A 14,659-nucleotide genomic window follows, 5' to 3' on the forward strand; every position below is an offset into this window, starting at 1 on the left:
TCGACGGCGGGGAATCGGCGCCGGGAGCGCTGTCGTACGGAGCTTGGGAGCAGCAGTGGCCGTCTGGGACGACCTGGTGGGCCAGGATCGGGTGGTCGACCAGCTGACCGCCGCGGCCCGGGCGGCCGGGGCGACGGTCGAGGCCGGTCGCGGTGCCGCTCCGGCCCAGGGCGGGAACGCCTCCCTGATGACGCACGCCTGGCTGTTCACCGGCCCGCCCGGTGCCGGGCAGGTCACCGCGGCGCGCGCCTTCGCCGCCGCCCTCCAGTGCACCAGCCCCGACCTCGCGCTCGGCGGCACGCCCGGCTGCGGGTTCTGCGACGGCTGCCACACCGTGCTGGCCGGCAGCCACGCCGACGTCAAGTACGTGCGGACGGACGGTCTGTCCATCGGCGTCGGCGACATGCGCGACCTGGTGCTGCGCGCCTCCAGCTACCCGACCGGCGGCCGCTGGTCGGTGATCCTGGTGGACGCCGCCCACCGGCTCACCGAGGCCGCCGCGAACGCACTGCTCAAGGGTGTGGAGGAACCCTCCCCGCGCACCGTCTGGCTGCTCTGCGCCCCCTCCGTCCAGGACGTGCTGCCGACCATCCGCTCGCGCTGCCGCCTGTTGGTGCTGCGCACGCCCGCCGCCGAGGCGGTCGCCGACATGCTGGTCCGCCGCGACGGCGTCGACCCGGAGACCGCCCGGCTGGCCGCGCTCGCCGGGCAGGGCGACGTCGAGCGGGCGCGCCGCCTCGCCGTCGACGAGCAGGCCCGCACCCGCCGCGCCGAGGTGCTGCGGATCCCGCTGGAGGTCGCCGACATCGGTGGCTGCCTGACGGCCGCCCAGCGCCTGGTCGACACCGCCAAGGCCGACGCCGAGGCGCTCGCCGAGACCCAGGACGCCAAGGAGACGGACGACCTGAAGGCCGCCTACGGCGCCGCCGAGGGCGGCAAGGCGCCGCGCGGCATGGCCGGGGCGGTCAAGGAACTGGAGAAGCGGCAGAAGAGCCGCGCCACCCGCACCCGCCGGGAGACCCTCGGGGTCGCGCTGCTCGACCTGCTCGGCTTCTACCGGGACGTTCTGGCGATCCAGCTCGGCTCCACCGGTGCGCTCGCCAACGAGGACCAGCGGCAGGCGTTGAACCGGGTCGCCCAGGCCGGGCCGGCCGAGGGCACGCTGCGCCGGATCGAGGCGGTGCTCGCCTGTCGCACGGCGCTGGACCGCAACGTGGACCCGCTGCTCGCGGTCGAGGCGATGACGGTGGCGCTGCGGGCGGGCTGAGGCCGTCCGGCAGCTACGGGGTCCTTTCCCCGGTCCTGCCCGGATCGTCCTGGTTCGGTTGCGTAGGCCTCCCGGAGTCGGCCCGGTTCGGTTTCGTAGGCCTCCCGGAGTCGGCCCGGCATCCCACCTTCGAGTGAACGGGCGATACTCGCCGGGCACACCCGCGTGTGACGGCGCACCCGTTGTGCACGCTGGGGGCCGACTGTGCCCCGGCCGTAGCCCGGGCCTCCCCGTCGGGAGGGCCCGCCCGCCGGAGCGGTCGCCTCCCGTACGGCACCGGGTCCGGTCCGGCGTCGGCCCTCCTCCCGAGGTGGTGCGTTCCGTGGTTCGTCCGCTCCTCGTCATCCCCCTGCTGGCCGCCGCCGTCGGCGGGCTCTGGCTGGCCCGCGGTGCGCTCCAGCGCTGGCGCGACCTGCGGGCCGCCGAGACCTACGAACTGGCCGGCGACCGGTGGCCGATGCTGATGCGGGCGGGCGGGGCGATGGTCTGCGGAGTGTGCGTCACCGCGTTGACGGTGCTCACCGCGCTCGGGGCGTTCGGCGGGCTGAGCAGGGGCGGCGCGGGGGCCGACCGAGCGGGGTCCGCCATCGACGCGGCCGCGGCGGGGGCCTGGCCGAGGTCGGCGCCGGGGTCGGTGCCGGGGGCGGCGGTCCGGCAGCAGGCGGCGCCGCCGGACGCTGTGGCGTCCGCCGCGCCCGCTGCGTCCGCGAGTGCGACGCCGGGCGGGACGCCCGCCGTGACCAGCCGCTTCGACAGCGTCGGGCATCCGGGCGGCGGCGAGCTGCTGCAGTCCGCCGTGCTCGGACCCGACGGGAAACCGCGCAACGTCCGGGTCTGGCTGCCGCCGCAGTACGCCAAGGAGTCGAACGCGCGCTTCCCGGTCGTCGTGATCCACGCCGCCACCCCGCGCAAGACCGCCGACGCCGAGGTGCCGGACGTCTTCGAGGGCATCGGTGCGGCCCTGCAGACCGGCCGGGTCCGTCCGTTCATCCTGGTCGCGCCCGAGGCGCCGAGCGGCACCGCGCACCCCTGCGAGCTGGTCGCCGCCGCCCCGGCCGCCGTCGCCGACGACGCGACGCTGCGCACCACCATCGCGGCCTCCTTCCGCACCTTCCCGCCCGGTCCGGCCTCCTGGGGCACCCTCGGGGTCGAGGGCGGCGCGCCGTGCGCGGCCGCGGCCGGGCTGGCCCGGCCGGACCTCTACGGCGTGGCCGCCGCGGTCTCCGGCCGCTACGACGCCGCCGCGCTCACCCAGACCGGGGCCGAGGCCCCGGCGGGCAGCTCGGCCAAGCTGCTGCTGGCCGCCGCCAAGGGCGACGCCGCCGGGCTGGACGCGGCCCGAAAGCTCCAGAGCGCGCTCAAGGCGGGGCCGGGCCCGGCGGCCAAGGCCGATGTGCGGATCTCGGACAACGTGCAGGACTACTCCGCGGACCGGGAGCGGCTGCGGCTGCTCCGGCAGGCGGCGCAGTTCCTGGCCGAGGCGCTGGCCAAGGCGTCCTGAGCGCCGGCCGAGCGGGCGTTACGCTGCCCGGTACCCGGGGGACGGGTACCGGGCAGCGTCGTTTCTTCGTTCTCGTACTTTTCTCGTACTTTTCTCGGATGTCCCGGAGCGGTGGAGAGGAAGCGGATGAGGGCCTTCGGGCGGGTGCGGGTGGCGGCCGTGGTGCTCGCGGTCGGGCTGGTGGCGGTCTCGGCGGGCGGGTGCAGCGGGGGTTCCCCGGGCTCGGCCACGGGGGCCGGTGAGCCCGGCTCGTCCGGCTCGTCCGACTCGACCGCCTCCACCGGGTCCGGCGCGGCTTCGGCTGCCGCCGTGACCCCGCTGGAGCCGCTGCCCGCCGTCGTACCGGCCGCGCTCGCGCCGTACTACGCGCAGCGGCCGACCTGGCAGCCGTGCGACGGCGGGTTCGAGTGCACGACCTTCCGGGTGCCGACGGACTACGACCGACCCGGCGACGGCGACCTCACCCTCTCGGCCGTCCGCGCCGCCGTCGTACCGGGCGGCTCCGGCAGTACCAGTGGCTCAAGTGGCTCAGCCGGCGCAGGCGGTGAGGCCCGGTTGGGTTCGCTGCTGCTCAACCCGGGCGGTCCCGGCGGCTCGGCGATCGAGTACCTGGAGACCGTCGCCGGGACGTTCGACCGCACCGTGCGCACCCGGTACGACCTGGTAGGCCTCGACCCGCGCGGGGTGGGCCGCAGCAACCCCGTCAGCTGTCTGAGCGGCGAGCGGATGGACGCCTTCACCGCCGCCGATCTGGCCCCCGGCGACCAGCGGGCGATCGACGCGCTGGTCGCCGCCGACAAGGAGTTCGCCGAGGGCTGCCGCAAGCAGGCCGGACCCGCGCTCGGCCACCTCAGCACCGTCGAGGCGGCCCGCGACATGGACGTGCTGCGTGCCCTGCTCGGCGACGAGCGGCTGAACTTCGTCGGCAAGTCGTACGGCACCTTCCTCGGCGCCACCTACGCCGGGCTGTTCCCGAGCCGGGTCGGGCGGCTGGTGCTGGACGGCGCGATGGACCCGGCGCTCGACTCGGTCACCGGCAACCGCACCCAGGCCGGCGGCTTCGAGACCGCCTGGGGGGCCTTCGCCAAGGACTGCGCCAAACGCGAGGACTGCCCGCTCGGCCGCACCGAGCAGCAGGTCGGCGACCAGCTCAACGCCCTGCTCGCGGCCGTCCACGCCCAGCCGCTGCCGAGCACCGACAACGGGCGCCGGCTCACCGCCTCCCAGGCCACCACCGGCGTGGTCCAGGCCATGTACGCCGAATTCCTGTGGCCCAAGCTGCGCACCGCGCTCACTGACGCCAGGGCGGGCGACGGCACCGGCCTGCTGAAGCTCTCCGACGCGTACTACGGGCGCAAGGCGGACGGCACGTACCCCAACCTGATGTTCGCCAACACGGCGGTGAACTGCCTCGACCTGCCCGCCCCGTTCCGCTCGCCGGAGGACGTGCAGCGGGCGGTGCCGGATTTCGAACGGGCCTCGCCGCACTTCGGCCGCGACATGGCCTGGATGGCGCTGACCTGCGCCTACTGGCCGGTCCGGGCCACCGGCGCGGCCCACACCATCCGGGCCACCGGTGCCGCCCCGATCGTCGTCGTCGGCACCACCCGCGACCCGGCCACCCCGTACGCCTGGGCCCGCTCGCTGGCCGGGCAGCTCGAGTCCGGCCGACTGCTCACCTACGACGGGGACGGCCACACCGCGTACGGGCGGCGCAGCACCTGCGTGGACGACGCGGTCAACCGGTACCTGCTCACCGGGGAGGCCCCGGAGCAGGGCCAGCGCTGCGACCGGTAGCCGCGCTTTCGCGTTGTCAGGCGGAGGAGACCGCCAGCTTCGCGGCGAAGCCCGCGAACAGCACGGCGACGCCGCTGGTCAGGGTCGCGGACAGGCGCTTGCGGCGGCGGAACGCGGTGGCGAGCGTGGTGCCGGCGAAGATCACCAGGGAGAGGTAGAGCAGGCTGAAGGTCTGCAGGATGCCGCCGAGCAGGGCGAAGGAGAGCGCGGGCTGTCCGTAGGACGGGTCGACGAACTGGGTGAAGAACGACAGCAGGAACAGGATCGCCTTCGGGTTGAGCAGGCTGATCACCAGCGCCCGCCGGAACGGCCGCTCGCCCGCCTCCGGCGCCGCCTCGGCCGCCGCCGGGTCGGCCTCCGCCCGGCGCTCGCGCCAGAGCTGGCGGGCGGCCCGCAGCATCCCGAACCCGATCCACAGCAGGTAGGCGGCGCCGCCGAGCTTGACCACCGCGAACACCGCCGGGTTGGCCTTCAGCAGCGAGGCGGCCCCCAGCGAGGTCAGGCTGATCAGCGTGAGGTCGCCCATGAACACGCCCGCCGCGGCCCGGTACCCGGTCCGGATGCCCTTGCGGGCGGCGACCGACAGCACGTACAGCGAGTTGGGGCCGGGCAGCAGGATGATGACGAGCGCGCCGAGGACGTACGTCGCCAGGTGGTTGACACCGAACACGGTGCACTCCGGGGGTGGGGGAGGGGTGACAGGGGGCGCTCATCGTAACGTCGTACCGGCGATCGATTGAAGCGAAAACCATCCGCCCCCACCGCACCCCCCACCCCCCCGACCACCCCGGCTACGGATCACCTGCGAACCTGTGTAGACTGACCCGCGTTGCCACCACACGTGGCAGCGGTGCCGCCTTAGCTCAGTTGGCCAGAGCAACGCACTCGTAATGCGTAGGTCATGGGTTCGAATCCCATAGGCGGCTCAGTGAAGGCCCAGGTCATCTAGCCTATGACCTGGGCTTTTTGCTTTGCCGTGACCTTTCGGGTTGGCGCTCCTCGCCGGTTTTCAGCACCGTGATCATTCCCGGTGGAGAACCGTGCAGCGGGCGTGCACGGCGGTGGACAAGGCCCAGCGGTGGAGACCGTCGATGTTGAGGGTGGGTCTTGTTGGCTGCCTACAAGCCTCAAGGCGCAGCGGCGATATGAAGAGTCGGCCGATGGATGAGCGCGCGCTGGCCTGGGATCGCAGACGTCGGAGCTGGCGTGCCTTCCAGTGGCTCACGCCACGCTTGGCCGCGCGAAACGAAACGGAATCGATTCTTGACAATCGGCACCTTGATCATCAATTCCGCGGTATGCTTTCACAATGTCTGAACTGCAAGAAGGGCCGGATGCGAGCCGCACCGCGGTTGAGCTGTTCGCGGGGGCGGGCGGTCTGGCCATGGCTGTCCACGGGGCTGGCTTCAGGCCACTCCTGTTCAACGAGTTTGCCAAGCGGGCCTGTCAGAGCCTTCAAGCGAATGGCGCGAAGCCCCGTGGAGACAGGGAATGGATCCCCGAGCCCGGCGAGCCTTGGCCGCTGGTGGAGGGCGACGTGCAGGACCTGGACATGCGCTACCTGCATCGGCGGGTCGACGTTCTCGCCGGCGGGCCACCGTGCCAGCCGTTCAGCCTGGGCGGCGTCGCCAAGGGCGACGAGGACAGGCGGAACATGTTCCCGCAGATGTTCCGGGCGATGCGCGAGATCCAGCCTAAAGCCGTCATCTGCGAGAACGTGAAGGGCTTGCTCAGGCCGTCGTTCAGGCCCTACCTGGAGTACATCCTCCGGGAGATGGAGATGCCGTTCGAGCTGCGCGACCCCGCCGCTGGCTGGAAGGAGCATGACGCGGTTCTCAGGGCGGTTCGAGAGGTTCCCGCCAGCGATCCATCGAAGCGGTACAACTTGGTGGTGACGCAGGTGAACGCGGCTGACTACGGGGTACCCCAGATCAGACACCGCATCATCATCGTCGCCTTCCGGGCTGATTTGGCCGTGGACCTCGATCAGTTCAAGCGGGACGTGCGACCCCAGTACTCCGAGGCCGCACTGGTCCGCTCCATGCTGGACGGCTCCTACTGGGAGCGACACCCCACGGTTCCCAAGCATGTGCGCGAACTCGTCATGGCCAGGCTGCCGAAGGACATGCCGTTGATGGACGACGGCCTCAAGCCCTGGCGCACCTTCCGCGACGCCATCGCCGGTATCGATGAGAACGAGGGCAAGCCGCTGCCGAAGATCGCGTGGGACCGACTCGACCGGCAGGAGTACCGCGCGGGTGGATTCACCGATCACATCGGCTGGCCGGACGCCAGGATCTACAAGGGGCACACGCCCAATGAGCTTGATCGGCCCGCGAAGACCGTCAAGGCCGGCGTGCATGGCGTGCCGGGGGGCGAATCGGTGATGCTCACGGACGACTTGGAGTCGTCCAAGAGCAAGATCTACAGGCACCGCTACATGACCGTACGCGAGACCGCCCGGGTCATGACCTTCCCCGACGACTGGAAGCTGGAGGGTCCGAGGGGTGAGAAGATGCGTCAGCTCGGCAACGCGGTCCCGGTCAAGCTCGGTGCGGTCTTCGCCGACGCCGTCGCCAAGGCGCTCGACCAGGCGGAGGGCCGCTCATGACTGGTGCGACGAAATCGGCGCAGAGCCGGTGGAAGGATAGGACACCTCCTGACCGGGCCTGGAAAGGTAGGCAGGGCAGGAGCCGTGCCGCAGCGTCCGCGGAGCAGGACCGAGCCGCCGGCGGTAGCCACCGGAGGCTGGTGGACCTGGGCGACGGGCGATTCGCTCGCGCATCGGTGTCTCTGAGGGTGTACGCCAAGACCAGACGCATCCGCGCCACCCTGCGGTGGGGCGACGGTGAACAGTCACCGGATCGCTACCTGGGCGAGGTCGATCACGAGACCCGTGCTGCCAATCTGGCTGAGGCTTGGCGCCGGGCTTGGGAGATGGGACTCCTGGTAGAAGAGCGACTGCCCGAGGATTCCAAGGCTTCTTCTCTGGCGGTCCGCTCGTCCATGCGCGCGAACCGGGGAAGGGACACGAAGCCGGAGAAGGCGCTGCGGTCGCTGCTCTACAAGCAGGGGCTTCGCTACCGGGTGGACGCCCAGCCGCTGGCCGGCCTTCGCCGCAGGGCCGATCTGGTCTTCACCAAGGCACGGGTCGCGGTATTCGTCGACGGCTGCTTCTGGCATGTCTGTCCCGATCATCACCGCGAAGCAAGAAGGAATTCCGAGTTCTGGCAGCGGAAGTTCCGCGAGAATCAGCAGCGCGATATCGAGACCACACGGCTGCTGGAAGAGGCGGACTGGACCGTGATCCGTGCTTGGGAGCACGAGGATCCCGAGGACGTGGCTCGTCGCGTCGTCGAGGCAGTGCGCGGGACGTCCGAAGACGGGTAGCCGATGGCTACAGTCCGTTGCCATCCAGTAGGTCTTGGATCGCATCAGCCGCTCTGCGCAGGACGACACGACCGTCGCCATCGCTGTAGGCCAGAACCGCGCTGTTGGTGTCGATGCCGGCTTCGACGAGCACACCCAAGGGGATCTGCACGTTGCCGGCCGCATCTATCGTGACTTCCGCTGGTTCCCGGATCATGCGATCAGTCTGGCATGCGACACCGGCCGCACGGGGCCCGCGGGAGCACTTTTGGATCTTCGCCACCGCTGTCGGCATGGCCCACTACGCTTGGTCCATGCTGGTGGAGCCTCCTCGCATGCGTCCGGTGAGGACCGGTCGTACACGTCAGTTGCCACGCATGCGCACGCGAGTCTCCGTCCGAGGAGTGTTGGCCTGGGTAGAGGAGCGGCGTCAGTCGTGAGCGAGGACCAGTTCATCAACGTCACGCCGCACCCTCGCATCCTCGGGGTGCTCGGCGATATCGAGTTCTCGCACTGGCAGTGCTTGGCCGAGTTGACGGACAACTGCTTCGACGAGTTCCAGGCGGCCGGTGAGGCGGTCATCCGGCCTGCGGTCTCGATCTCGCTGCCAGCCGCTACCTCGAGGCGGGCCACTGCCGAGATCACTGTGCAGGACAACGGGCGTGGCATGAGCTTGGATGCGGTGACCAATGCCATCAGCGCCGGTTGGACGAGCAATGGTCGGCACGGCTCGCTCGGTTTGTTCGGTATGGGGTTCAACATCAGCACGGCGCGGCTTGGTCGGCGGACCACGGTCCGTACGAGCAGGGAAGGTGATCCCCACTGGATCGAGGTCACGTTGGACCTCGTGGAGATCGCCAACTCGTCCAAGTATCAAGCTCCGTACCGACTGGTGCCGAAGGATCACCCAGGCGAGCATGGCACCACCGTCACGATCAGCGAGCTCAAGCAAGAGCAGCATGCGACCCTGTGCCGGCCGCAGACCCAGAACGTCATCAGGGAGAAGCTCGGGGACATCTACAGCTACCTGCTGAGTGAGAAGGGGTTCCTGCTCACGCTCAATGGCAAGAAGATCAAGCCTCGGCTCCCCTGCATCTGGGACGAGAAGCGGACAGTGGCCCGTCAGGGTGTGGAGATCCACGCCGTCCAGTGGATCGAGAAGGAGCTGAGCCCGAAGAAGGCATGCATGGCCTGCGGCTACTGGAGTCCATTGGACGCGGAAGCCTGTGAGGAATGCGGGCAGGCGCGACTGGAGCTGCGCGAACGTAAGATCTGGGGCTGGATTGGAATCCAGCGCTACCTGCATCGGACTGACTACGGGCTGGATTTTCTGCGCAACGGACGCAAGATCCTTCAGAGGGACAAGCGGGTCTTCTACTGGGAAGACGAGGACGGTCTCGCTGAACCCGAGCTCGAGTACCCCATCGACTCGAAGACGCAGATGGGTCGGATCGTCGGTGAGATCCATTGCGACCACGTCGCCCCCAACTACATGAAGACCGCTTTCGAGGTCGAGACAGCCGAATGGCGACAGGTCCTTCGCGAGGTGCGCGGGAGCAGCCCTCTTCGCCCCAAGATCGCCGAGAAGCGCCGTCTGCCGGAAAACCGTAGCCCCCTCGCCTTGCTGTACGCGGGATTCCGTCGGCAGGACCCTGGGCTGAACTACCTGATTCCGGGTGATGGACGCAACGCCCTTCATGAGAAGGCCGCCCAATGGGCCGTGCGAATGCGGTCAGGCGACCCCGAGTACCAGACTGACGAAGCGTGGTACCGCGCGGCCTACCAGCATGACCATCCAGCCGCGGCGGACCCACAGCCTGAATCGGAGGAGATCCTCCCGGGCTTCGGCGCGAATCTCCTGGAACCGCAGAACGGTGAGGCAGCGGACACGCCAGAGCGGGATGAAACCGATCGCGCTGAAGTACTTCCCGAGAACCTCGCAGCCGAAGAGACGGTGGATCAGCGGCTCCAGCGCTACCGCGCCCACGCCACGCCCGTTGTGGACTTGGAAGGCACATACTTCCTGGAAGACCTCGGACGCGTGGATCTAATCGCCTGGGCGGTCGGCGGCCAGAGGTTGGCGACGAATGACGGGCGCGACGCGCCCGTCATCGTCTCGATGCTGCGGGCCCCGCGACTCGAGGTCTTCATTGACACCGCACACCCGCTCTTCCGAGAATTCGGTGCCGATATCCGCGATCTGGCGCTCGTCGAGGTCGCCGAGTTCATGCGCGTCCGGGTCAACAACGTCTCGCTGCCACTCACCGAGATCGTCACTCAGCTCAAGGCACAGACTTCAAGCCCGCGACTTACGCCCGCCGCAGTGGCGGAGGAATCGGAGCGCCTACTCGAGCAGGTGCGAGCGGCCATGGTGACACCTGTATCGGCGAACCCGGCGGTCCCGTGGCTGCTGCTTACCAAGGAGGAACGGGCAGACACGGAGCGCCGCTTCGCCGTGGAGTCGGGCGGGGGAACCTCCTGGAACGACGCGCTCACGACCGGCGAGTTCATCCGCTACATCCCAGCCACTGCGGTGATTCGCATCATCCAGGACTCGCCGGACACCTTCCTCGACGGGCACGTGTTCAAGCGTGGGTACATGGCCCTGAGCGATCCGGGTGCGAGGGCTCTGGTGGTTGAGCGACTGATCAGCCCGCTCAGTGACCTCGCACTGCTCGATCAGCACCGTCCCCGGCTCGATACAGAAGAGCTGACCAGGATCCGGATCAGTTGTCGGCTGATCGCCCGCGACCTGGCCGACAACTCTTAGGGGAGCTGTGACATGCGGGGCTTTCTCGACGCAGCGTCACTGCTGGACGCCGGCCCACTGCAGTTCCCCCGCCGGATCGAACGATTGCTCTGGCACCTGGGCTTCTCCCAGGTAGACAACATCGACGGCTCCGGTGACGAGGGTGGCGACATCCTCGCCGAACACAGGGGCGAACTCTGGGTCATCCAGTGCAAGTGGAAACGACGTGGTGCAGTCGGAGCGGAGGCTGTGGATGAGGTGAACCGAGCACGGGACCACTACCGTGCGCGTCACGCGGTCGTCGTTACCAACACCCGCTTCAGCCCGGACGCGCGGCAGCGAGTCGCGACTCTCTCACGCCTCGGGCCCACCATTCTCCTGTGGGGCGGGACTGACCTGACGACGAGCTTTGACCGCGTTCCGCGTCGATTCGGGGAGATCACTCCACGCCCGTACCAGGCCGATGCGCTGCAGGCTCTTAACTCAGACCTCGACGCGACCGGTCGGGCGTTGCTCATCCTCGCCACAGGACTCGGCAAGACCGTGATCGGCGGGGAGGTCATCGCCGGCCACCTGCGCCGAAACCCCGACAACAAGGTTCTCGTGGTCGCTCACGCGAAGGACCTGGTTCAGCAGTTGGAACGAGCGCTCTGGCGGCACCTCCCCAAGGAGGTGCCGACGCGACTGCTCACCGGAGACACACGTCCCGATGATCTGTCCGGACTGACGTGTGCCACAGTCGGATCGGCACTCGCCGCCGCGCGCTTCGGTTACCGCCCGGATCTTGTCATGGTCGACGAGGCCCATCACATCGGCGAAGAGGGCCAATACGATCAGCTACTCGAAACCCTGGGACACGCACGCCAGTTGGGTGTGACCGCAACACCTTGGCGCGGAGACAAGCACGACATCACGCTCCGTCTCGGCGCACCGAGCTTCACGCTGGGCATCGAAGAGGGAATGCGGCGAGGCTACCTCGCTCAGGTCGACTACCGGTTGTTCGTTGATGACATCGACTGGGATGTGGTCCGAGGAGCGAGCGAGCACTCGTACGGCCTCGCTGAGCTCAACGCCAAACTCTTCCTCCCGCAGCGGGACGAGGCGATTCGCGACGAGCTGGCCTCCGCCTGGGCTACCACCCGCAGCCCCCGGGCGATCGTCTTCTGCCGCACCATCGAGCACGCTGAACGGCTCGCCGATGTGCTTCGACGCACTCCATTGTGGTCCGATGCTCTACCTCTTCACGCGGGACTGGCCAAGCGCGAGCGACAAAGTCGCCTTCTCGCCTTCCGGTCAGGAGAGGTGCCCATCCTGACGTCGGTGGACATCCTTAACGAAGGCGTCGACGTGCCAGACGTCAACATCCTCTGCTTCGCCCGAGTCACCCACTCCCGGCGCATCTTCGTTCAGCAGCTCGGCCGCGGGCTGCGGCTGCGCGAGGGCAAGGAGCGGGTCACGGTCCTGGACTTCGTCAGCGACCTCCGCAGGATCGCCGCAGCACTCAAGCTCAAGCGCGCCCTGGACAGCGGTGGCGAAATCGAGACGCTAGCCAAGGTCACGCCGTCTAGCATCGACTTCAGCGACCAACGGGTCGCGGCTCTCATGGACGAATGGATCAAGGACGCGGCCAGCCTTGAGACAGCGTACGACGAGCACCGCCTCCAGTTCCCCGATGCCTTTGGCCCCCAGGAGTGAATCCGCAGTGCCCCTGCAGCAGTTGCCGGCATCCGTCCGCGAGCGTCTTCTCATCGAGATCTACCGACAGGCCAACGAGCTTGACTGGGAGTTCTTGAGCAACGGCGAGAAGACGAACCAGTACCGCAGGTGGATCGAGGACCCAAGGGTGGGCGGTGTTCTCCTCGCCTTCGGCGAGGAGAAGGACGCTCGCGTCTGGATCAAGGACGTCCCCATGAAGGAGTATGCCCGCGCTCAAGAGGGGATTGGGCACTACGTTCGCTACGCGGTGAACCGCTTCCGGGGTGCTGAAGAGATCGTGCAGGCCGCGCTGGGCGACGGCTGGAATGTGCGGCGCAACTCGATCGGCGAGAAGCCCAATCACTGCTACGCGACCCACGGCGGATCGAGCCGGTACGTCTGCTGGGGACGCGCGGGCACGTTCCGCGACCTCATCTGGGCCTCAGTCAGCGAGGCCGCCAACACTGGAGAGCGGCCGGCGATAGTTATCACCACTCGGGACGGCGAGACTATTTCTAGAGCCGACCGTCATCAACAGGAAAAGATCGCCGCTCATTGCGGTGTCGATCTCAAGTATCTCCACCGCTACATGATCCCTAATCCCGAATATGTCGGTAATTTGGATTCAGAAGTCTGATTAAGGTCGCAAGTCCCACTAATTCGCACATGTCGGAGGTAGTCCACCGTGACAGCGGGGGATCACGAGAAGAGCAGCGAGCGCGGTCTCTACGACGGCTTCGAAGGCTATCGAACGCCTACTCAGGATGATTATCGCAGCATCCTGAACGATGGCATGGTATCAATTGATGCCAACCTCCTTTTGGATCTGTACCGCTATAATGAAAAAACTCGCGGCGATCTGTTGTCCGTGATGGCTGCCCTGGGGAGTCGCCTCTGGGTATCGCATCAAGTGCTTGAGGAATTCTGGCGTAACCGGGAATCTGCCTTGAGTGACCCCAAAAGGACCCGCGACACACTCGTGGATGAGTTGCAGGTCTCCGCAGAGACGGCTACGAAAGCCATCCGGACCTGGGCTAATAGAGTGTCGCTTCCCCAGGAGCGAAGGCTGGAACTCATCGCGGAGATCGATGGTGCCTTCGAAAGAGTTAAGGGTCAGATCAACGCCCAGACAGACAGCGCTATCACAGACTTCTCCCGTGACACTAATCACGATGCGATCCTGACTCAGCTGTCGCAAATTCTCGCAGGATGTGCGGGAAACCCTCTCTCGGGCCATGACTACGCAATCGCGCTGGAGGAGGCTGCCCGCAGGGTGCAGGCGAAGGAGCCTCCTGGCTACCGGGATAGGAAGAAGGGGGAGAACGCGGCAGGCGACTATCTCGTTTGGGAGCAGCTGCTGCGCGAGGCGGAGCTACGCAATTGCGACGTGATATTCGTAACGAGCGACGTCAAGGAAGATTGGTGGAGGATCGTTGAGGGTGAAGCTCGCGGGCCGAGGCTTGAGCTAATCGAGGAATTCAAGTCGCGCACGGGGCGCCAGATTCTTTTCCTCAGGCCGACCGGCTTGCTGAGGCAAGCGGAATCACTGCTCAATGTTCCAGTTGATCCGACCTCCGTGGATGAAATTGAGAGGGTCGATCGCATTCGAGCCGACACGGAGAGGAGTCGCGTCACTGCGGAGGCGTCTACTCTCGGGCAAATCCCGTCCGATATTCGCGAGCTCCTGCTTGTGGAAATTTACCAGCAGGCGCATGATATCGGCTGGGAATCCTTGAGTAACGCGGAAAAGACGAGCCAGTATCGCAAATGGATCGAAGATCCGAAGATTGGCGGCGTCCTCACGTCATTCATGCGCGAGGAAAATGCCAGGGTTTGGATCAAGGACGTGCCCATGAAAGAGTACGCCCGAGCTCAAGAGGGCTTCGGCCCTTATGCGCGCTACGCGGTCATGCGTTTCAAGGGGGCCGATGAAGTGGTGGAGGCCGCGTGTGGTTCCGGATGGGACGTCGTGCCCGACTCCCTCGGAGAGAAGCCCATGCATTGCCTTGCCACCGACGGCCTCTCCACCCGATATGTCTGCTGGGGACGCCCCGGCAGTTTCCGCGACCTCGTCTGGGCCGCAATGAACCATGTGGCTGAAGGCCAAGAGGCGCCAGCCGTCGTGATCACCACACGCGAGGGCGAGGAGGTTCGCGAGGCCGACCGTGAACAGCAGATGCGGACGGCCGATCGTAGCGGTGTGCTCTTGACCTACCTGCGCCGCGAGATGACCCCGAATCCTGATCTGGAGCGATGAGAGCGAACGACCCTGTCTCGCCAT

11 protein-coding genes and 1 tRNA gene are annotated in these 14,659 nt (G+C 67.6%); 10 read left to right on the top strand and 2 right to left on the bottom strand.

The genetic code is table 11. From position 1 onward, the window contains the following. Positions 1 to 55 precede the first annotated feature (55 nt). From O1G21_RS21130 to O1G21_RS21140, 3 genes are all read left to right on the top strand, one after another. Positions 56 to 1,267 (top strand): DNA polymerase III subunit delta', encoded by a 1,212-nt coding sequence (locus O1G21_RS21130; protein WP_270151151.1) that lies wholly within the window; start codon positions 56 to 58, stop codon positions 1,265 to 1,267. A 322-nt stretch (positions 1,268 to 1,589) separates the two neighbouring features. Continuing rightward, on the top strand, positions 1,590 to 2,768 hold the full coding sequence (locus O1G21_RS21135; protein ID WP_270146057.1) for a hypothetical protein: 1,179 nt from the start codon (positions 1,590 to 1,592) through the stop codon (positions 2,766 to 2,768). Positions 2,769 to 2,894: 126 nt separating this feature from the next. Beyond that, a complete protein-coding gene (locus O1G21_RS21140; RefSeq protein ID WP_270146058.1) occupies positions 2,895 to 4,565 on the top strand; it encodes an alpha/beta hydrolase in 1,671 nt (556 codons plus the stop codon). Between the two features lie 16 nt (positions 4,566 to 4,581). Here the strand turns inward: O1G21_RS21140 and leuE are convergent, their stop codons facing one another. After that, positions 4,582 to 5,235, bottom strand: coding sequence for a leucine efflux protein LeuE (gene leuE / locus O1G21_RS21145; protein ID WP_270146059.1), 654 nt, complete (start codon positions 5,233 to 5,235; stop codon positions 4,582 to 4,584). A gap of 182 nt (positions 5,236 to 5,417) precedes the next feature. On the opposite strand from leuE, the gene O1G21_RS21150 reads away from it, so the two are divergent. The 3 genes from O1G21_RS21150 (at position 5,418) to O1G21_RS21160 (ending at position 7,955) form a co-directional block, all read left to right on the top strand. After that, positions 5,418 to 5,491, top strand: a tRNA-Thr gene (locus O1G21_RS21150). 383 nt (positions 5,492 to 5,874) lie between these two features. Continuing rightward, positions 5,875 to 7,176, top strand: a complete 1,302-nt coding sequence (locus O1G21_RS21155; RefSeq protein ID WP_270146060.1) for a DNA cytosine methyltransferase — start codon at positions 5,875 to 5,877, stop codon at positions 7,174 to 7,176. A gap of 188 nt (positions 7,177 to 7,364) precedes the next feature. Continuing rightward, the gene (locus O1G21_RS21160; RefSeq protein ID WP_270146061.1) at positions 7,365 to 7,955 is read left to right on the top strand and encodes a very short patch repair endonuclease; all 591 of its coding nucleotides are present in this window, start codon (positions 7,365 to 7,367) and stop codon (positions 7,953 to 7,955) included. 7 nt (positions 7,956 to 7,962) lie between these two features. Here O1G21_RS21160 and O1G21_RS21165 read toward each other — a convergent pair whose 3' ends face one another. Continuing rightward, entirely contained in the window at positions 7,963 to 8,151 is a 189-nt protein-coding gene (locus O1G21_RS21165; RefSeq protein ID WP_270146062.1) for a hypothetical protein, read from the bottom strand. A 219-nt stretch (positions 8,152 to 8,370) separates the two neighbouring features. Here O1G21_RS21165 and O1G21_RS21170 point away from each other — a divergent pair, with 219 nt between their 5' ends. From O1G21_RS21170 to O1G21_RS21185, 4 genes are read left to right on the top strand one after another with little or no spacing between them, the layout of a single operon-like run. Next, positions 8,371 to 10,704: an ATP-binding protein gene (locus tag O1G21_RS21170; RefSeq protein ID WP_270146063.1), complete on the top strand. Its 2,334-nt coding sequence runs from the start codon at positions 8,371 to 8,373 to the stop codon at positions 10,702 to 10,704. A 12-nt stretch (positions 10,705 to 10,716) separates the two neighbouring features. Then, entirely contained in the window at positions 10,717 to 12,378 is a 1,662-nt protein-coding gene (locus tag O1G21_RS21175; protein WP_270146064.1) for a DEAD/DEAH box helicase family protein, read from the top strand. A gap of 7 nt (positions 12,379 to 12,385) precedes the next feature. Further along, the gene (locus O1G21_RS21180) at positions 12,386 to 13,015 is read left to right on the top strand and encodes a hypothetical protein (protein ID WP_270146065.1); all 630 of its coding nucleotides are present in this window, start codon (positions 12,386 to 12,388) and stop codon (positions 13,013 to 13,015) included. A 48-nt stretch (positions 13,016 to 13,063) separates the two neighbouring features. After that, positions 13,064 to 14,635, top strand: coding sequence for a PIN domain-containing protein (locus O1G21_RS21185; protein ID WP_270146066.1), 1,572 nt, complete (start codon positions 13,064 to 13,066; stop codon positions 14,633 to 14,635). The last annotated feature ends 24 nt before the right edge of the window (positions 14,636 to 14,659 follow it).

Origin of the sequence: Kitasatospora cathayae (genome assembly GCF_027627435.1) — a bacterium.
GTDB classification, from domain to species: domain Bacteria; phylum Actinomycetota; class Actinomycetes; order Streptomycetales; family Streptomycetaceae; genus Kitasatospora; species Kitasatospora cathayae.